We start from the raw sequence: 18158 nt of genomic DNA, 5'->3' as shown, positions 1-18158 counted from the left end.
AAAAAGAACTTAAAGCGCGTCGCATAAATCCATCCAAACGCGAAGCGCCTTAACTAGACCCTCTGCATAGAGGATTTGACGGTTCGATGGGTTGCAAGCTGGCAGGCTGTCATGCAGTCCGGCCCCGCGAGGAAGTCGCTATTCCGCCGCCACCCCTTTCACCTCCAGATAGCTCTCCATCGAATCGTCCATCGCCTGCAGCCACGGCGTATGGTGCAGCGGCGCCATCGTGCCGGTCATCAGCGAGCGGTAGGCGTGGTCGCGGAAGCTCATAATGTCTTCCACCTTGTGGTGCTCCCACTCCATGAAGGTCTGGTTGACAGCCTCGACGTCGAAGCCGGGATAGTCGGTCTGCTCCATCAGCTCCTTGGTGTAGTCGCCCTGGAACCAGATCATCTGCTCGGCGTCTTCCAGCGTTTCCTCGCGCGCCCGCCACTTCCTGCCGTGTTCCGCCATCGCCTCGGCCGAAGGCAGCTTGATGCGGCCCATGATGACATCGCGGGCGAACCAGGCCTGCGCGTCGAACATGTTGAAGGTGTAGAACTGGTCCTGCATGCCGATATAGGACAGCCGCGGGTTCTTCTCCCAGACGACGCCCTCGTAGAGCCCGTCCGGCCACATGCGGTTGGCGGTCTTGAGCTTCAGATCCTCGGTGAGGAACGGGAAGGCGTGCAGGTAGCCGGTGCACAGGATGATGGCGTCGACATCCCTGGTGCTGCCGTCCTTGAAATGCGCGGTCTTGCCGATGACCTTCTGCAGCAGCGGCACTTCCTTCCAATTCTCCGGCCATTTGAAGCCCATCGGCTTCGAGCGGTAGCTGGAGGTGATCGATTTCGCGCCGTATTTGTAGCATTGCGAACCGATGTCCTCGGCCGAATAGGAGCGGCCGATGATCAATATGTCCTTGCCCTTGAATTCCATGGCGTCGCGGAAATCGTGGCTGTGCAGGATGCGGCCGTTGAAGGTCGAAAAGCCCTCGAAATAGGGGACGTTGGGCACGGAAAAATGCCCGGAGGCAACGACGACGTTGTCGAACTCCTCCGAATAGGTGACGTCGTTGGCGCGGTCATGCGCGGTGACGGTGAACTTTTTCGTCGCGTCGGAGAAGGTCACCATGCGCACCGGGCTGTTGAAGCGCACCCATTTGCGCACGCCGGATTTTTCGACGCGGCCCTTGATGTAGTCCCACAGCACGGCGCGCGGCGGATAGGAGCCGATCGGCCGGCCGAAATGCTCCTCGAACGTATAGTCGGCGAATTCGAGGCATTCCTTCGGTCCGTTCGACCAGAGGTAACGGTACATCGAGCCATGCACCGGGTCGCCATGCTCGTCGAGGCCGGTGCGCCAGGTGTAATTCCACAGGCCGCCCCAGTCGGACTGCTTTTCGAAGCAGACGATTTCCGGGATGTCCGCGCCCTTGTCGGCAGCCGACTTGAAGGCTCGAAGCTGTGCCATGCCGGAAGGTCCGGCTCCGATGACGGCAATACGACTTTTCATTGCGGGCCTCCCGGTCTCATTTCTCTAACGAAACAAATTTCACTGACAGGACAGTAATTGCCCCTTCGATGCTGTCAACAGGCCTTGTTGCGAAACCTTGTTTTCGCCAGACTGGATCTCAGCGGAACCTGATCGTCACGGGTATGGAAAACAAACAAATCGATCGTGGATCGCTTGTGTGGCGGTTGCGCTCCTGTATCGGCACCGAATATGTTCACCGTGAGTGAAATAAATCCGCAAAACCCCGGGGTGGCGACATGGCGAAGAAAGCTTCCAATTTCAGGAATGGGGCAGCCCCCGCCAAGACCAAGCCATCGCCGAAGGGCGTGGCAACGATCCGGACGCCACTGACCCAGGACCCGCACGCCGTTCGCGATATCCGCGAAAAAGTCCTGGAGGTGGCGATCGGCCGCGAGGTGCGGGCGTTTCGCAAAAAACTCGGCATCACCGTCGCCGATCTTGCGGCTGCCACCGACATTTCGCTTGGCATGCTGTCGAAGATCGAAAACGGCATCACCTCGCCGTCGCTGACGACATTGCAGGCGCTGTCACGAGCGCTCGGCGTTCCGGTCACCGCTTTCTTTCGCCGCTTCGAGGAAGAGCGCAGCGCCGTCTTCGTCAAGGCCGGCGAAGGGCTCGATGTCGAGCGCCGCGGCACGCGCGCCGGCCACCAGTACAATCTGCTCGGCCATATCGGCTCGAACACCAGCGGCGTTGTCGTCGAGCCCTATCTGATCACGCTGACCGAGGATTCCGATGTGTTTCCGACCTTCCAGCATGAAGGCATGGAGTTTCTCTACATGCTCGAGGGCGAGGTCGTTTACCGGCACGGCAGCAATCTCTACCCAATGAAGCCCGGCGACAGCCTGTTCTTCGACGCGGATGCGCCGCACGGACCGGAAGTGCTGACGCAACTGCCGATGCGCTATCTCTCGATCATCTGCTATCCGCAGAGCAGCGCGGGGTGAGAGTTCGATCTCCCCCCTCGTGGGGGAGATGTCCGGCAGGACAGAGGGGGGCGCCATAGAGCGCCAACCTCGCGCCTGTCCTACGACCAGCAGAGAACCAGGTTGAGGGCGCAATTACGATCGATTGAGAGGTTGGCGGGACAGCGCCCCCCTCTGCCCTGCCGGGCATCTCCCCCACGAGGGGGGAGATTGGCAGCTTCGGCGACGGCAGCAGTCAATCCGGCCCGAAGCCTGCTGACGTCGGGCTGCCATCATCCAGCTTCGACAGCCACTCGAGCAGCGTCGGCCGATAGCGCGTCAGGCCTTTGTAATTGACGAGTTCCTCGGGCAGGTCGCGGATGACGCGATGCAGGCGCCTTGCCCATTTCGGCTGCGTCACTAGCTCGTCCATCTTGATCAGATAACAGCGGATCGGGAAGACGATGCCGTTCGAGCGCGGCAGCCGCCAGAAGCTCTGCAATTCGACGCGCAGATGGACCTTGTCGCCGACGTTTTCGGGCGTCACCGTCGTCCGGTCCGGTCCCCATTTGTGATAATTTTCCGGACTGGTGTCGAGGCGCGGATTGATGGTCATCGTCCAGTTCAGGCGGCGCGCCGGCTTGCCTTGCTGGATGTTGGTAAGGAACTTCAGCGCTCGGACGAATATGCCCTTCTCATGCGCCAGCGGAACCGGCGCGTGCCACTCGAAGAAGTTCATGCCGATATCGAAATCCAGCGACCAGTCGGCCTGGGTGGTGACCATGCCGGCATCCATCCACAGATTGCCGTCGCGCTGGTCGAGGATGCAGAAATCGCCCTGGCTCTGGCGCGTGATGTATTCCATCGGCCCATAGGGCAGCGTCGAGACGTCGCCGAAGGTGAAGGTGTCGTCGATGCCGAGCGGCCGGTTGATCCAGCGCCATCTGTCACCGTCGCGCGTCAGCGTGAAATGCTCGGGATAGCCCAGCGCCTGCTGTTCCATCAGAAGTTCGAGCAGGTCCCAGCCGGCCAGTGTCATGTGCGGCAGCGACTGGCAGCGCAGCGGGTCCTCCGCCAGCACCAGCGCGCGGTCTTGCATCTCGGCGACATAGTGCTCGTCGACGTCGATCAGGTTTTCGAGCACGCTGCCCTTCGGCCCCAGAACATGAGGTTCGATGTTGACCGCATACATGTAGCTGTCTTCGTGGAACGGGAACGGAAACCGCCTGATGTGCTCCGGGCTGTTCTTGAAGGTGAAGTCGTCGCGGAACGTTTCCTTGCGAAAGGTGATGCCCAAGCTCGCCTCCTATCTTTCCAGCACCAGCGACCTGCCCTCGAAGCGCGACACGCAGGGCATGATCTTCTTGCCGCAACGATGCTCTTCCTCGCTCAGCCAGTGGTCGTTGTGAATGAATTTGCCGTCCGAAGAAATGACGTTGGTTTCGCACTGGCCGCAGACGCCGCCGCGGCAGAGATAGGGCGGATCGACGCCGGCGGCCTCGATCGCCTCGAGCAGGCTCTGCTGCTCGCCGACGCGGATCGTCTTGCCGCTGACAGCCAGCGTCACGTCGAATGGGGCGCCGGGCTGGGGGGCTGCGAAATGCTCGAAATGCACGGTTTCCGCCGGCCAGCCGAGCGCGGCGGCACGGTCGCGCACCCAGTCGATCATGCCGGACGGACCGCAGACATAGAGATGCGTGCCGAGCGGCTGCGACGACAGCAGCCGATCGAGCTCGATGCGCTCGTCGCGGTCGTCGTGGTAGAGCCTGACCCGGCGGTCGTAACGCTCTCTGAGCACATCGGCATAGGTGCCGAGCGAGGCGGTGCGGCAGGTGTAGTGCAGCTCGAAATTGCCGCCATCCGCCGCCAACTGCGCGGTCTGCGCCATGAACGGCGTGATGCCGATGCCTCCCGCCAGCATCAGATGCTTCCTGGCGCGCAAATCGAGCGAGAACAGATTGACCGGATAGCTGATCACCATCTCCATGCCGGGCCTGACATTCCTGTGCATGAACAGCGAGCCGCCGCGGCCGACATCGTCGCGGCGCACCGAGATCGTGTATTCGCGCGTATCGAGCGGCGAGCCCATCAGCGAATAGGGATTGAGCCTGGTCCGCTCGCCGTCGCGCATTTCGACGACGACATGGGCGCCGCCGGAGAACGTCGGCAGCAGCTGCCCGTCACGCCTGCGGAAATGGAAGCGCGTCACCAATTCGTTGACCGGAACGACATCGCTCACCACGACGTCAAGCTTGGTAGTGCCGGTGCTCATCGAAAGATCTCCTCCGCCGGAGGAATTTCGCTGCGGTCTTCCGCATTGATGCAGACGCCCTGGAATGCCGCGAGGCGCCTGGAATAGTGATCGCGTACCAGAAGAAGCAGGCCGCAATGCGAACAGGTTGCCGGCTGCGTCGTGACGTTCTCGGTGATGCCCTTGCAGTGAACGCACTGCATGCGGCGCGCCAGCGAGCCGCGGTGCTCGGTCTGGATCGAGGTATGGTCGATACCGGCTTCGAGCGCCGCCTGCATGGCTTGGCCGATCAGCCCCTCGGTGCCGGCGAGATAGAGGCGCAGGCCCATATGGGCGTTGGCAAGGGTCTGCTTCAGCCGCGGCAAGGCGCTGGCAAAGGAAGGTCCTTGGTAGAGTTGCGCCGGCTTCAGCGCCTCAAGGGCGGCGACATGCTTGCCCTCATCGCCGGGGATGAAGATGATGTGCGCATCGGCAAAGAAGCCGGCGGGCACCTTGGGTGACAGATCCGTTATCGCCAACGCGCCCTCTGCATCCGCCACGAAAAGATGGTGCTTGCCGGGCTGCGGAGACAGGGTTCCGTAGACCGGCCGGCTGATGATGCTTTTCGCTGCCATCCTCTCAGTATGCCTCAGCCTTTAGCCGTGCGCTTGGTCTTCTTCGGATCATCGAACGGAAGCGGCTCAGCCGTCGCGCTGATGGCGCCGCTTTGGTTGCGGATCTCGAGCCTGGTGCCTTGGACGGCACAGTCGACGTCGAGCCGGGCGATGCCCATCGATTTCTTGACCAGCGGCGAATACATGGCGCAGGTCACCACCCCGACCTTTTTGCCGTCGCGATATACCGGTGCGCCCTCGTCGGCCGGCTCCTCGCCTTCGAGCAGCACGCCGAAGATCTTGAAGCGTTCCTTGCCCTTGAGGCGGTAGTGCTCCTCGGCGCCGCGAAAGCCTGTCTTGCCGGGGCTGACGGTGAAGTCGAGGCCGAGCTCCCACAGCGTATCGCCGGGGCCTTCGTTCTCGAACGGATACTTCTGCGAATTGTCGTAGGGGTAGAACAAGAGATAGCTCTCGACGCGCAGCATATCGAGCGTGGTGAACCGGCACGGGATGATGCCGGCGCTCTTGCCCTCGTCGAGAATGGTGTCCCAGATCGTGCCGGCATCCTGGCCGCGGCAGAAGATCTCGTAGCCGCGTTCGCCGGTGTAGCCGGTGCGCGAGATCATCACCGGAAAACCGAACAGCCGGGTCTGCATGTGATGGAAATAGGCGAGGTCGCGAATGCCGGGGACATGCTTTGCCAGATAGTCGACGGCTGTCGGCCCCTGCAGCGAAAGGTCGTGCAGATTGTCGTCGAAGCGCAGCGAGACATCGCGGCCCATCGCGGCGCGTTGCAACTCCTCATGGCCGGTGCCCGAACCATGCACGACCATCCAGGCATTCGGACCGGTGCGGTAGAGGATGCAGTCGTCGGTGAATTTTCCCGCCTCGTTGAGCATGCAGGCATAGGCCGACTTGCCAGGATATATTTTCTCGACGTCGCGCGTCGTCGCCAGGTCGATCAGATGCGAGGCATGCGGCCCGGTGATGTGGACCTTCTTCAGGCCCGACACGTCCATCAGCCCGGCTTTGGTGCGGATGGCGATGTATTCCTCGTCGGCGTCCTTGTCGTAGGTCCAGGCGGTGCCCATCCCGCTCCAGTCTTCGAGCTTCGAACCGAGCGCGCGATGGCGATCCGCCAAGGTCGAAAATCTCCAGGATGCCGTCATGGACTTGCTTCTCCTCAACATGATTGCCGACGTTTCGCCACTGCAGGGCACTGAGGCCCATGCGGCGGTCCGCGCCATATTGACTCAAAACTCCAAAAGCGCGCAATACTAAGATGCAAAAAGTTTTACTGAGAGGCAAGGAACGCAACTAAACGGAGGGGACATGAAATGGAAGGGAATCTCAACGCTCTGACGACCATTTTCACGGAGTTCTATTACTGGGTGACCATCGTCATGATGTTCCTCATCCATGTCGGGTTCTGCATGTACGAGGTCGGCGTGTCGCGTCGGCGCAATCACCTGAAAACGCTCATGAAGAACGCGATGGCGATCCCGCTCGTCACGATCACCTTCTATTTTTTCGGCTGGTGGATCTATTTCGGCTTCCCCAACGGGCCGGGCATCGCGGGCGGACTTGTCACCGCACCATTTGCCGAACCATGGAATCCGCTGATGGGCACCCACCTCTCCGGTGTCAATCCAGGCGAGACGGGGGTCACGCCTACCGATGCTGCGCTGTGGCACCGCCTCAACGGCGTGTTCTGGGGCGCCTTCCTGCTGTTTTCCATCACGACGGCGTCAATCATCTCGGGTTCGATCATAGAGCGCGCGCGCTCGGGTGCGTTCTGGATCGTCGCGGTGCTGGTCGGTTCGGTCCTGTGGATCCTCGACGCGTCCTGGGGCTGGCATCCGCAGGGCTGGATGGTGAAGCTCTGGGGCTATCATGATGCCTATGCATCGGGGGTCGTGCACGCGATCGCAGGCGGAGCGGCGCTCGCCTTTCTCATCGTGCTCGGTCCGCGCATCGGCAAGTTCAGGCCCGACGGCACGGCGCGCGACATCCCACCCCATAATGTCTGGCTGGTCACGATCGGCCTGTTCCTGATCTTCACCGGCTTCTGGGGCTTCTATGCCGCGTGCAACATTCCGCTGATCAGCCCGGCCACGATTGCCGGCCAGATCACCGGCGAAACCTGGACGGCAACCAACATCTATCTTGCGCCGACCACGCTCTCGGCGATCACCTTCAACTTCCTGATGTCGCTATCGGGCGGTATGCTGGCCGGCTACATCGTCTCGAAAGGCGATCCCTTCTGGACATTCTCCATGGGGCTTTGCGGCGTCATCTCAACCTCGGCCGGCAACGACCTCTATCACCCGATCCAGGCACTGCTGATCGGCGCGATCATCCCGACCATCTGCTACAAGCTGCACTATTTCGTCGAGCGCCGCTTCAAGATCGACGATGCGGTGGGCGCTGTTGCCGTGCATGGCTATGGCGGATTCCTCGGGGTCGTGGTGGCGGGCTTCATGCTGTGGGGACAGCCATCCTCGCCCTACGAGGGCTTCGCGCATATCAACCCGCTCGGCAATTTCGCTGGTGCGGTGCTGATGTTCATGCTCGGTTTCGTCCCCACCTTTGTAGTCTGCAAGATCCTCAACAGCATGAACCTCCTGCGCGTGCCGGCGAAGGTGGAACTCGAGGGCGTCGACTTTGCCCTCAACCATGCTTTCGAGGCCTCGGTCCGCGAAGTGGGAACCGCCGAAAAGGCCATGATCAAATAGCCAACGGGCAAGGAGAACCGCAATGTCTACCAATGGAATGGAAAGCTGGGCCGTCGACCTCAAAGACGTCGGCGCGATTTACCCGTTTCAGGGCTCTGAAGTCGTGATGGTCATCATCGGCCTCGTCTTCTGGATCGGGTGGCACGTCGTCCAGACGCGCCACGAGAGCGCTGAAATCGAAGCCGATATGGCCGCGGATCGCAGCGGAGAGGAAACGAGAAAGGCGATCGACCGCCATTAAGTCGCCACCGGGTCGTCTGGCGCGTCATTGCGCCAGACGACTTGTCCAAGATGAAAAAAACTTTCATACGAGTTGAATTCAACTCATGAAGCTGGTAGCACCTAAATCATACCTTACCTCGGGAGCCTGACATGTGCGGAATCGTCGGACTGTTTTTGAAGGACAAGTCGCTCGAGCCTCAGCTCGGCTCGATGTTGTCGCAGATGCTGATCTCGCTCAGCGATCGCGGTCCCGACAGCGCCGGCATCGCCATCTACGGCGCGCCAGCCGGCAATGAGGCTAAGATCACCATCCAGTCGGCAAAGCCGGAGCGTGACTTCCGCGGTCTCGACGCCGAACTGGCCAAGGCCATCGGAGCCCCAGTCAGCATTGCGGTGAAGTCGACCCATGCAGTCGTCAGGACCACGCCCGTCAAGATCGATGAAGCGCGCGAGGCCATCCAGACGCTTCGCCCTGATATCCGCATCATGGGCGCCGGCGATGTTGTCGAGATCTACAAGGAAGTCGGCCTGCCCGAAGCGGTCGTCGATCGTTTCGACGTGCGCAGCATGACCGGCACGCACGGCATCGGCCATACCCGCATGGCGACGGAATCGGCTGTCACAACGATGGGCGCGCATCCGTTCTCGACCGGCGCCGACCAGTGCCTTGTGCACAATGGCTCGCTGTCCAATCACAACAATGTCCGCCGCGAGCTGATCCGCGAAGGCATGAAATTCGAGACCGAGAACGACACCGAAGTCGCGGCCGCCTATCTCTCGTCGCAGATGGCGCATGGCAAGAATCTCGGTGAAGCGCTGGAAGGCACGCTGAGCGACCTCGACGGCTTCTTCACCTTCGTCGTCGGCACCAAGAACGGCTTCGGCGTGGTGCGCGATCCGATCGCCTGCAAGCCCGCCGTCATGGCCGAGACCGACCAGTATGTCGCCTTCGGCTCGGAATATCGCGCGCTCACCAAACTGCCCGGCATAGACAATGCGAGGGTCTGGGAACCCGAGCCCGCAACCGTCTATTTCTGGGAGCACTGAGTCCATGCCGGCAATCAACGTCTCCAAAGCACTCGACCAGAGCCATGCGTCACGGGTCTTCGACCTCAGCGGAATGCCGCTGCGCGATCTCAATCAGGCGCTTCACGATTTGACCCCCGGTTCGAACGAGACCGCCTGGGAAGTGCTTCATCCGAAAGGCAGCCACTCGGTCGCCGTCGGGGTCGACCAGCCGATCACCATCGATGTCCGCGGCAGCGTCGGTTATTATTGCGGCGGCATGAACGACGGCAGCGCCATCACCGTGCATGGCTCGGCCGGGCCCGGCGTCGGCGAGAATATGATGTCGGGCTCGATAACGGTGAAAGGCGACGCCAGCCAGTATGCCGGTGCCACCGGCCGGGGCGGGTTGCTGGTCATCGAAGGCAATGCGTCGTCGCGCTGCGGCATTTCGATGAAAGGCATCGACATCGTCGTTCATGGCAATATCGGCCACATGTCGGCGTTCATGGCGCAGTCCGGCAATCTGGTGGTGCTGGGCGATGCCGGCGACGCACTCGGCGATTCCATCTACGAGGCGCGGCTCTTCGTGCGCGGCAAGGTCGAAAGCCTCGGCGCCGACTGCATCGCCAAGGAGATGCGGCCCGAGCATATGGAATTGCTGCAGGGCCTGCTCGAACGCGCCGGGGTGACCGGCGTCAAAGCGGCGGAATTCAAGCGTTACGGCTCGGCGCGCACGCTCTACAATTTCAACATCGACAACGCCGACGCGTATTGAGGCAGCATGACCTATCGCAACCCGCCGACGACGCCGCGCAAATCCGCGACCTTCGACGACTACACGCTCTCCGAGATCCGCCGCGCGGCGGCGACCGGCATCTATGACATCCGCGGCGCCGGCGCCAAGCGCAAGCTGCCGCATTTCGACGACCTGCTGTTCCTCGGCGCCTCGATCTCGCGTTATCCGCTCGAAGGCTATCGCGAGCGCTGCGACACCAGTGTCGTGCTGGGCTCGCGCCATGCCAAGAAGCCGATCGAGCTGAAAATCCCGATCACCATCGCCGGCATGAGTTTCGGGTCGCTGTCCGGCCCGGCAAAAGAGGCCTTGGGCCGCGGCGCGACGCTGTCCGGCACCTCGACGACCACCGGCGACGGCGGCATGACCGAGGAAGAGCGCGGCCACTCGCAGACGCTGGTCTATCAATATCTGCCTTCGCGCTACGGCATGAACCCGCGCGATTTGCGCCGGGCCGATGCGATCGAGATCGTCGTCGGCCAGGGCGCCAAGCCCGGCGGCGGCGGCATGCTGCTTGGCCAGAAGATCTCCGACCGGGTCGCCGAAATGCGCACGCTGCCGAAAGGTATCGACCAGCGCTCGGCCTCGCGTCATCCCGACTGGACCGGGCCGGATGATCTCGAGATCAAGATCCTGGAGCTGCGCGAAATTACCGACTGGGAAAAGCCTATCTACGTCAAGGTCGGCGGCGCGCGGCCCTATTACGATACAGCCCTTGCGGTGAAGTCAGGCGCGGACGTCGTCGTGATCGACGGCATGCAGGGCGGCACCGCCGCAACCCAGGAAGTGTTCATCGAGAATGTCGGCCAGCCGACACTTGCCTGCATCAGGCCGGCGGTGCAGGCGCTGCAGGATCTCGGCATGCACCGCAAGGTGCAGCTGATCGTCTCCGGCGGCATCCGCAACGGCGCCGATGTCGCCAAGGCGCTGGCGCTCGGCGTCGATGCTGTTTCGATCGGCACGGCGGCGCTTGTCGCGCTCGGCGACAACGACCCGCGCTGGGAGGCGGAATACAACGAACTCGGCACCACCGCCGGCGCCTATGACGACTGGCATGAGGGGCGCGATCCGGCCGGCATCACCACGCAGGATCCCGAGTTGATGAAGCGGGTCGATCCGATCGCTGCCGGACGGCGATTGGCGAATTACCTGAAGGTGATGACGCTGGAGGCGCAGACCATTGCCCGTGCGTGCGGCAAGAACAGCCTGCACAATCTCGAGCCCGAGGATCTCGTCGCGCTCACGATCGAAGCCGCCGCCATGGCCGGCGTGCCGCTGGCCGGCACCAACTGGATACCGGGGAAGAACGGCTTCTAAGACGTCACAACAAAATTCCATAAGCGAGGAACTATAATGGGGAACGATCTCGCCGCCTTTGCCAAAGAGAAGGGCGTCAAATATTTCATGATATCCTACACGGACCTGTTCGGCGGCCAGCGCGCCAAGCTGGTGCCGGCGCAAGCCATCGCCGACATGCAGAAGGACGGTGCCGGCTTTGCCGGCTTTGCCACCTGGCTCGACCTGACGCCGGCGCATCCCGACATGCTGGCGGTGCCGGATCCGGATTCGGTCATCCAGTTGCCGTGGAAGCCGGAGGTCGCCTGGGTCGCCGCCAACTGCATCATGGACGACAAATCGGTCGCCCAGGCGCCGCGCAACACGCTGAAGCGGCTGATTGCCGAGGCAGCCGGCGACGGCATGCATGTCAAGACCGGCGTCGAGGCCGAATTCTTCCTGATCTCGCCGGACGGCAAGACGATTTCCGACGAATACGACACGGCGTCGAAGCCCTGCTACGACCAGCAGGCGGTGATGCGCCGCTACGATGTCATCGCCGAGATCTGCGACCACATGCTGGCGCTCGGCTGGGGCGCCTACCAGAACGACCATGAGGACGCTAACGGCCAGTTCGAGATGAACTGGGCTTTCGACGATGCGCTGGCGACCGCCGACAAGCATTCCTTCTTCAAGTTCATGGTGAGGTCCGTTGCCGAAAAGCACGGCCTGCGCGCGACCTTCATGCCGAAGCCATTCCCCGGCCTGACCGGCAATGGTTGCCACGCGCACATTTCGGTGTGGGACAAGGACGGCAAGACCAATGTCTTTGCCGACAATGCCATGGAGCTCGGCCTGTCGGCGAAGGGCAAGAATTTCCTTGGCGGCATCATGAAGCATGCCTCGGCACTTGCCGCGATCACCAACCCGACGGTCAATTCCTACAAGCGCATCAACGCGCCGCGCACCGTTTCGGGCGCGACCTGGGCGCCCAACTCGGTGACCTGGACCGGCAACAACCGCACCCACATGGTGCGCGTGCCCGGCCCCGGCCGCTTCGAGCTGCGCCTGCCCGACGGCGCGGCAAACCCTTATCTGCTGCAGGCTGTCATCATCGCCGCCGGCCTCGACGGCATTCGCTCGCAGGCCGATCCCGGCAGGCGCTACGACATCGACATGTACCAGTTCGGACACACGGTGGAGGGCGCGCCGAAGCTGCCGCTCAACCTGCTCGATGCATTGCGCGAGTTCGACAACGACAAATCGCTCAAGGCGGCGCTGGGGGAGGAATTCTCGTCGGCTTACCTAAAGCTCAAGCACCAGGAATGGAATTCCTATGCTTCCCACTTCACCCAGTGGGAGCGTGACCACACGCTGGATATCTAGAGCATCGGACCGTGAAGCGGTTTTCGGATGAATCCGATGCGTCAAGAAAGCTCCTGCGTGGCGCGAGCGACCTCGGAATAGATTTATGAAATACTCGATCTTCTCCCTCGCCCGCGCCGCCTTTTCCGGCCACAAGACCTGGCAGCGCACCTGGCGCGATGCCAGCCCTAGGGATCATTACGACGTGGTGATCATCGGCGGCGGTGGCCACGGCCTGGCGACGGCGTGGTTCCTGGCCAGCGAGTACGGCATCAGGAATGTCGCCGTGCTGGAAAAGGGCTGGATCGGCTCCGGCAATGCCGGCCGCAACACCACCATCATCCGCTCCAATTACGGGCTGCCCGGCAATACCGGCTTCTATGAGCTGTCGATGAAGCTGTGGGAGCGCATGGAGCAAGACCTCAACTACAACACGATGGTCAGCCAGCGCGGCGTCATCAACCTCTATCATTCCGACGCGCAGCGCGACGCCTATGCGCGTCGGGGCAACACCATGCGCATCAACGGCATCGATGCCGAGCTGCTCGACTTGGCCGCGGTCAAGAAGATGATGCCATTCCTGAACTTCGACAATGCGCGCTTTCCCGTGCAAGGCGGGCTGTTGCAGCGGCGCGGCGGCACGGCGCGGCATGACGCCGTCGTCTGGGGCTATGCCCATGCGGCGAGTGCGCTCGGCGTCGACATCATCCAGAATTGCGAAGTGTCCGGCTTTGTGCGTGACGCCAACGGCAAGGTGACCGGCGTCGAGACGACGCGCGGCAAGATCGGCGCCGGCAAGGTCGGCATGGCCGTTGCCGGCAGTTCGTCGCGCGTCGCTTCGATGGCTGGACTGCGGCTGCCGATCGAAAGCCATGTGCTGCAGGCCTTCGTCTCCGAGGCGATCAAGCCGCTGATCCCCAACGTCATGACCTTCGGCGCCGGCCATTTCTACGTCAGCCAGTCCGACAAGGGCGGGCTGGTCTTCGGCGGCGACATCGACGGCTACAATTCCTATGCCCAGCGCGGCAACATGCCAGTCATGGAAGACGTGTGCGAGGGCGGCATGGCGCTCATGCCGATGATCGGTCGCGTGCGCCTGTTGCGGCAATGGGGTGGCATCATGGACATGTCGATGGACGGCTCGCCGATCATCGACAAGACGCCGGTGGACGGACTCTATCTCAACGCCGGCTGGTGCTATGGCGGCTTCAAGGCGACGCCCGGCTCCGGTCTTGTCTTTGCCCATCTTCTGGCCCGCGACGAACCGCACAAGGAGGCGGCGCGATTCCGCCTCGACCGGTTCCGGCGCGGCGCGATGATCGATGAAAAGGGCGTCGGCGCCCAACCGAACCTGCACTGAGGACGGTCCAGAAAACATGCGTATTGTCTGTCCCTTCTGCGGCGAACGCGAACTCGGCGAGTTCACCTATCTCGGCGACGCCAAGCCGGTGCGTCCGGCGGCCGGCGCCTCGGAGGACGACGTCTTCGACTACGTCTATCTGCGCGACAACATTGCCGGCGAGACGACCGAGCATTGGTATCATGGCGGCGGCTGCCGGGCCTGGCTGAAGATCACCCGCAACACGCTGACACACGAGATTTCGTCGGTCGAGCCGGCGGCAGGCGCCGGCGCCGCCAAGGTTGGGGCCTGATGGTCAGTCGCGCACAGACACACCGGCTGGAGAGCGGCGGCCTTATCGATCGTTCGGCACCGTTGAATTTTCGCTTCGACGGCAAAACCCTTGCCGGCTTCGAGGGTGACACGCTTGCCTCGGCGCTGATTGCCAATGGCGTCAAGCTGGTCGGCCGCTCGTTCAAATACCACCGGCCGCGCGGCATCCTGACCGCTGGCTCGGAAGAGCCCAACGCCTTGGTCGAGCTGCGAACGGGGGCGCGCCGCGAGCCAAACACCAAAGCGACCACGGCCGAGCTTTACGATGGTCTCGAAGCCGCCAGCCAGAACCGCTGGCCGTCGCTGCGCCACGATCTGATGGCGGTGAACCAGCTGTTCGCGCCGATCTTCATTGCCGGCTTTTACTACAAGACCTTCATGTGGCCGGCAAAATTCTGGGAAGCGATCTACGAGCCGGCAATCCGCCGCGCCGCCGGTCTTGGCCGCGCAGCTGGCGTCGCCGATCCCGACCATTACGACAAGGCCTGGGCGTATTGCGACGTTCTGATCGCCGGTTCCGGCCCGGCCGGGCTGGCGGCAGCGCTTGCCGCCGGGCGCAGCGGCGCCCGCGTCATCCTGTGCGAGGAAGATTTTGCGCTTGGCGGCCGCCTGCTTGCCGATGGCGGCACGATCGACGGCATGACGGCGGCCGAATGGATTTCGCGCACGCTGGCCGAGCTCACGACGCTGCCCGATGTCTGCATAATGAGCCGCACGACGCTGTTCGGCGTCTATGATGGCGGCACCTATGGCGCGATCGAGCGGGTCAACGACCACCTGCCCTCCCCGCCCGAACACCAGGTGCGCCAGCGGCTGTGGCGGATCGTGGCAAAGCGCTCGATTGTTGCCGCCGGTGCCATCGAACGGCCGATCGTCTTTGCTGGCAACGACACGCCCGGCGTGATGATGGCTTCGGCAATGCGGACCTATGTCGAGCGCTATGCGGCAACCCCTGCGAAGAGGATCGCGCTGTTCACCAACAATGAGGATGGCTGGCGCACGGTCGAGGCGGCACTTGGCGCCGGATTGCAGATCGCGGCGGTCGTCGATGCGCGGCCGGACGTGTCCGACGCGCATCGCGCTCTCGCCGCCAAAGCCGGCTTTCCGGTGCTCAGTGGATCCGTCAACGGCGTCGATGGCGGGAAGGACGGTGTCCGAAAAATCTCGGTATCGCTCACCGGCGGCGCACGCGCCGAGGTCGAAGCCGACGGGCTTGCCGTTTCCGGCGGCTGGAACCCGGCGGTCGGGTTGACCTCCTATCATCGCGGCCGGCCGAAATGGCAGGACGATATATCGGCCTTCGTGCCGGACAGCGCCCCTCCGGGCATGGTGGCTGCCGGTGCTGCCAACGGCGCCTTCGGTCTCGGTGCCTGCCTGCGCCAGGGGTTTGCCGCCGGTGCGGCTGCGGCAGCTGGCGCCGGGCGTAGCGGCAATGCCGGCACGCCACCAGTCGCCGACGACGAGGCTTTTTCGCTGACGCCGCTCTGGCATGTTGCCGGAAAAGGCAAAGCCTTTGTCGACTACCAGCATGATGTTACCGCTTCGGACATCGAACTGGCGCAGCGCGAGGGCTTTGAATCGGTCGAGCATCTGAAGCGCTACACGACGCTCGGCATGGCTACCGACCAGGGCAAGACCTCGAATGTCGCCGGCCTCGCCATCATGGCGGCGGTATCAGGCAAATCCATTCTCGAGACCGGCACGACGATCTACCGTCCGCCCTATGTGCCGGTCGCCATCGGCGCCTTCGCCGGCCATCATCGCGACGAGAACTTCCATGCGACAAGGCTGACGCCGTCGCATCACTGGGCAGCCGAACAGGGTGCGGTTTTCGTCGACACCGGCCTGTGGAAGCGCGCGCAGTGGTATCCGCGCGCCGGCGAAAAGGACTGGCTGGAGTCGGTCACCCGCGAGGTCAAGGCGGTGCGCGGCGGCGTCGGCTTCTGCGACGTCTCGACGCTCGGCAAGATCGACGTGCACGGCGCGGATGCCGGCGCCTTCCTCGACCGCGTTTACATCAACACCTTCTCCAGTCTGGCTGTGGGAAAAGCGCGCTACGGGCTGATGCTGCGCGAGGACGGCATGGTCTATGACGACGGCACCACGTCGCGGTTGGCCGAGGATCATTATTTCCTGACCACCACGACTGCCAAGGCCGGGCCGGTGATGCAGCATCTCGAATTCTGCCGGCAGGTGCTGTTTCCGGAGCTCGACGTGCAGCTGACCTCTGTCTCCGACCAGTGGGCGCAATTCTCGATCGCCGGGCCGAAAACCCGGGACCTGCTTCGGGAAATCGTCGATCCCGCCGAGGATCTGTCGAACGAGGGCTTTCCGTTCATGGGAGCGCGGGAAGTGGCGCTGCGCGGCGGCATCAAGGCGCGGCTGTTCCGCATCTCGTTCTCCGGTGAGATGGCGTTCGAGATCTCCGTTCCGGCCCGCTACGGCGATGCGCTTGTGCGCAATCTGACGCTAGCCGGCAAACAATTCGGCGTGACGCCCTATGGCACCGAGGCGCTCGGCGTCATGCGCATCGAAAAGGGCCATGTCGCCGGGCCGGAACTGAACGGCACCACGACCGCCGCCGACCTCGGCCTCGGCAAGATGATGTCGACCAAGAAGGATTTCATCGGCCGCGTCATGGCCGGACGCGAAGCGCTGGTCGCGCCGGACCGACAGGTGGTGGTCGGCATCAAGCCGACGAACAGAGCGCGCCGCCTGCGCTCCGGCGCGCATATCATTCCGAAGGGCGAGATACCGGGTTCCGCCAACGACCAGGGCTATGTCACCTCGGTCTGCTTCTCGCCATCGCTCGACCAGTGGATCGGGCTGGCGCTTGTCGAGCGCGGCCGCGAGCGGATCGGCGAGATCGTCCATGCGCATGACCCGCTGCGCGGCGAAGACTATGACGTCGAACTGTGCAATCCCGTCTTCTACGATCCGGATGGAGGGCGTCAGCGTGGCTGAATTTTCTTGGGCTGCTCGCAGTCCGCTGGAGCACGCGCTTGTTGCGGGCGCCTATGGTGCACGCGGTGATGCCGGTGTCTCGCTGACCGAGATCCGCAATTTCGACCTCGTCCAGGTGATGACGCGGCGTGGCAAAGGGGCGGAACTGGCAAGCACCGCCAAAGCCCGTTTCGGGGTTGCCGCGCCTGATACACCGAAGGTGATCAAGGCTTCGGACGCCGTGCTCGTGTGGTCGGGACCGGATCAGTTCTTCGTTCTGTCGAAGGGCGGAAGACATACGCTGGAGGCACTGAGCCAGGCGTTTTCGCAATCGGCTTCGCTGTCGAACCAGTCGCATGCGCGCGCCCTGATCAGCGTTTCGGGTGCCAAGGCGCGCGCCATGCTGGCGAAGCTCTCGTCGATCGATCTGCACCCGGCGGCGTTCCCAGTCGGTGCTGGCGCTGCGACTTCGATCGACCACACCAGCGTCAATCTGTGGCGCGGCAATGACCGGCCGGATGGCCAGGCGGTGTTCAACCTTCTGGTGTTTGCCACCTTCGCCGAAAGCCTGTGGCACACGATGCTCGACGCTGCCGCCGAGTATGGTATCGACGTCGGGCATTCCGAGGAATTAGGGTAGCGCCTGCCTCTTCCCTTCTCCCCTTGTGGGAGAAGGTGGATTGGCGTGTAGCGCCAAGACGGATGAGGGGTGTTGGACGGAGTGCCGTCGATGCCAAGCTGGAGCACCCCTCATCCGACCGAGCTTCGCTCGGCCACCTTCTCCCACAAGGGGAGAAGGAAGAGTAGGAACGCCACCTTCGCCTTGCCAAATCCAGCCTTCCAAGCCTATTCTTGCCGCTAAAATAATTTCACGTACA

General features: G+C 62.8%; 16 protein-coding genes. 11 read left to right on the top strand and 5 right to left on the bottom strand.

The window, feature by feature from the left end:
* Positions 1 to 138 precede the first annotated feature (138 nt).
* A complete protein-coding gene (locus EOC94_RS08310; protein ID WP_127289687.1) occupies positions 139 to 1497 on the bottom strand; it encodes an NAD(P)/FAD-dependent oxidoreductase in 1359 nt (452 codons plus the stop codon).
* Between the two features lie 257 nt (positions 1498 to 1754).
* Here EOC94_RS08310 and EOC94_RS08305 point away from each other — a divergent pair, with 257 nt between their 5' ends.
* Positions 1755 to 2465: an XRE family transcriptional regulator gene (locus EOC94_RS08305; protein ID WP_095483896.1), complete on the top strand. Its 711-nt coding sequence runs from the start codon at positions 1755 to 1757 to the stop codon at positions 2463 to 2465.
* A 214-nt stretch (positions 2466 to 2679) separates the two neighbouring features.
* On the opposite strand, the gene EOC94_RS08300 is transcribed toward EOC94_RS08305, so the two are convergent.
* Genes EOC94_RS08300 through EOC94_RS08285 form a run of 4 tightly spaced genes read right to left on the bottom strand, consistent with a single transcriptional unit; the run spans position 2680 to position 6436 of the window.
* Positions 2680 to 3720, bottom strand: a complete 1041-nt coding sequence (locus EOC94_RS08300) for a DUF3445 domain-containing protein (RefSeq protein ID WP_126103350.1) — start codon at positions 3718 to 3720, stop codon at positions 2680 to 2682.
* 9 nt (positions 3721 to 3729) lie between these two features.
* Positions 3730 to 4695 (bottom strand): PDR/VanB family oxidoreductase, encoded by a 966-nt coding sequence (locus tag EOC94_RS08295; protein WP_127289685.1) that lies wholly within the window; start codon positions 4693 to 4695, stop codon positions 3730 to 3732.
* Positions 4692 to 5288, bottom strand: coding sequence for a dimethylamine monooxygenase subunit DmmA family protein (locus tag EOC94_RS08290; protein ID WP_127289683.1), 597 nt, complete (start codon positions 5286 to 5288; stop codon positions 4692 to 4694). Before EOC94_RS08290 ends, EOC94_RS08295 begins: the two co-directional genes overlap by 4 nt.
* Before the next feature lie 14 nt (positions 5289 to 5302).
* Positions 5303 to 6436, bottom strand: coding sequence for an aminomethyltransferase family protein (locus tag EOC94_RS08285; protein ID WP_127289681.1), 1134 nt, complete (start codon positions 6434 to 6436; stop codon positions 5303 to 5305).
* A 168-nt stretch (positions 6437 to 6604) separates the two neighbouring features.
* On the opposite strand from EOC94_RS08285, the gene EOC94_RS08280 reads away from it, so the two are divergent.
* The 10 genes from EOC94_RS08280 (at position 6605) to EOC94_RS08235 (ending at position 17920) form a co-directional block, all read left to right on the top strand.
* On the top strand, positions 6605 to 8002 hold the full coding sequence (locus EOC94_RS08280; protein ID WP_127289679.1) for an ammonium transporter: 1398 nt from the start codon (positions 6605 to 6607) through the stop codon (positions 8000 to 8002).
* 22 nt (positions 8003 to 8024) lie between these two features.
* Positions 8025 to 8243 carry a hypothetical protein gene (locus tag EOC94_RS08275; protein WP_127289677.1) on the top strand — a complete coding sequence of 73 codons (219 nt, stop codon included), beginning with the start codon at positions 8025 to 8027 and terminating at the stop codon, positions 8241 to 8243.
* A 131-nt stretch (positions 8244 to 8374) separates the two neighbouring features.
* Positions 8375 to 9271, top strand: coding sequence for a glutamine amidotransferase family protein (locus tag EOC94_RS08270; RefSeq protein ID WP_127289675.1), 897 nt, complete (start codon positions 8375 to 8377; stop codon positions 9269 to 9271).
* A 4-nt stretch (positions 9272 to 9275) separates the two neighbouring features.
* Entirely contained in the window at positions 9276 to 10007 is a 732-nt protein-coding gene (locus tag EOC94_RS08265; RefSeq protein ID WP_127289673.1) for a GXGXG domain-containing protein, read from the top strand.
* 6 nt (positions 10008 to 10013) lie between these two features.
* Positions 10014 to 11342, top strand: a complete 1329-nt coding sequence (locus tag EOC94_RS08260; RefSeq protein ID WP_127289671.1) for an FMN-binding glutamate synthase family protein — start codon at positions 10014 to 10016, stop codon at positions 11340 to 11342.
* A 36-nt stretch (positions 11343 to 11378) separates the two neighbouring features.
* On the top strand, positions 11379 to 12686 hold the full coding sequence (glnT, locus tag EOC94_RS08255; RefSeq protein WP_127289669.1) for a type III glutamate--ammonia ligase: 1308 nt from the start codon (positions 11379 to 11381) through the stop codon (positions 12684 to 12686).
* 85 nt (positions 12687 to 12771) lie between these two features.
* A complete protein-coding gene (locus EOC94_RS08250; protein WP_127289667.1) occupies positions 12772 to 14025 on the top strand; it encodes a sarcosine oxidase subunit beta family protein in 1254 nt (417 codons plus the stop codon).
* Between the two features lie 16 nt (positions 14026 to 14041).
* Positions 14042 to 14317, top strand: a complete 276-nt coding sequence (locus EOC94_RS08245; RefSeq protein WP_095483884.1) for a sarcosine oxidase subunit delta — start codon at positions 14042 to 14044, stop codon at positions 14315 to 14317.
* Entirely contained in the window at positions 14317 to 17301 is a 2985-nt protein-coding gene (locus tag EOC94_RS08240; RefSeq protein ID WP_127289665.1) for a sarcosine oxidase subunit alpha, read from the top strand. Before EOC94_RS08245 ends, EOC94_RS08240 begins: the two co-directional genes overlap by 1 nt.
* Positions 17294 to 17920, top strand: a complete 627-nt coding sequence (locus tag EOC94_RS08235; RefSeq protein ID WP_127289663.1) for a sarcosine oxidase subunit gamma family protein — start codon at positions 17294 to 17296, stop codon at positions 17918 to 17920. The genes EOC94_RS08240 and EOC94_RS08235 overlap by 8 nt, the downstream gene beginning before the upstream one ends.
* Positions 17921 to 18158: the final 238 nt, after the last annotated feature.

This window comes from Mesorhizobium sp. M6A.T.Ce.TU.016.01.1.1 (genome assembly GCF_003997065.1).
GTDB classification, from domain to species: domain Bacteria; phylum Pseudomonadota; class Alphaproteobacteria; order Rhizobiales; family Rhizobiaceae; genus Mesorhizobium; species Mesorhizobium mediterraneum.
Note: the sequence above shows the minus strand (reverse complement) of the source record. Positions and strands in the feature narration are given on the sequence as shown.

Coding starts and splice junctions, on each gene's coding strand:
- EOC94_RS08310 (WP_127289687.1), bottom strand. CDS start 1,497: ATGAAAAGTCGTATTGCCGTCATCGGAGCCGGACCTTCCGGCATGGCA.
- EOC94_RS08305 (WP_095483896.1), top strand. CDS start 1,755: ATGGCGAAGAAAGCTTCCAATTTCAGGAATGGGGCAGCCCCCGCCAAG.
- EOC94_RS08295 (WP_127289685.1), bottom strand. CDS start 4,695: ATGAGCACCGGCACTACCAAGCTTGACGTCGTGGTGAGCGATGTCGTT.
- EOC94_RS08290 (WP_127289683.1), bottom strand. CDS start 5,288: ATGGCAGCGAAAAGCATCATCAGCCGGCCGGTCTACGGAACCCTGTCT.
- EOC94_RS08285 (WP_127289681.1), bottom strand. CDS start 6,436: ATGACGGCATCCTGGAGATTTTCGACCTTGGCGGATCGCCATCGCGCG.
- EOC94_RS08280 (WP_127289679.1), top strand. CDS start 6,605: ATGGAAGGGAATCTCAACGCTCTGACGACCATTTTCACGGAGTTCTAT.
- EOC94_RS08275 (WP_127289677.1), top strand. CDS start 8,025: ATGTCTACCAATGGAATGGAAAGCTGGGCCGTCGACCTCAAAGACGTC.
- EOC94_RS08270 (WP_127289675.1), top strand. CDS start 8,375: ATGTGCGGAATCGTCGGACTGTTTTTGAAGGACAAGTCGCTCGAGCCT.
- EOC94_RS08265 (WP_127289673.1), top strand. CDS start 9,276: ATGCCGGCAATCAACGTCTCCAAAGCACTCGACCAGAGCCATGCGTCA.
- EOC94_RS08260 (WP_127289671.1), top strand. CDS start 10,014: ATGACCTATCGCAACCCGCCGACGACGCCGCGCAAATCCGCGACCTTC.
- glnT (WP_127289669.1), top strand. CDS start 11,379: ATGGGGAACGATCTCGCCGCCTTTGCCAAAGAGAAGGGCGTCAAATAT.
- EOC94_RS08250 (WP_127289667.1), top strand. CDS start 12,772: ATGAAATACTCGATCTTCTCCCTCGCCCGCGCCGCCTTTTCCGGCCAC.
- EOC94_RS08245 (WP_095483884.1), top strand. CDS start 14,042: ATGCGTATTGTCTGTCCCTTCTGCGGCGAACGCGAACTCGGCGAGTTC.
- EOC94_RS08240 (WP_127289665.1), top strand. CDS start 14,317: ATGGTCAGTCGCGCACAGACACACCGGCTGGAGAGCGGCGGCCTTATC.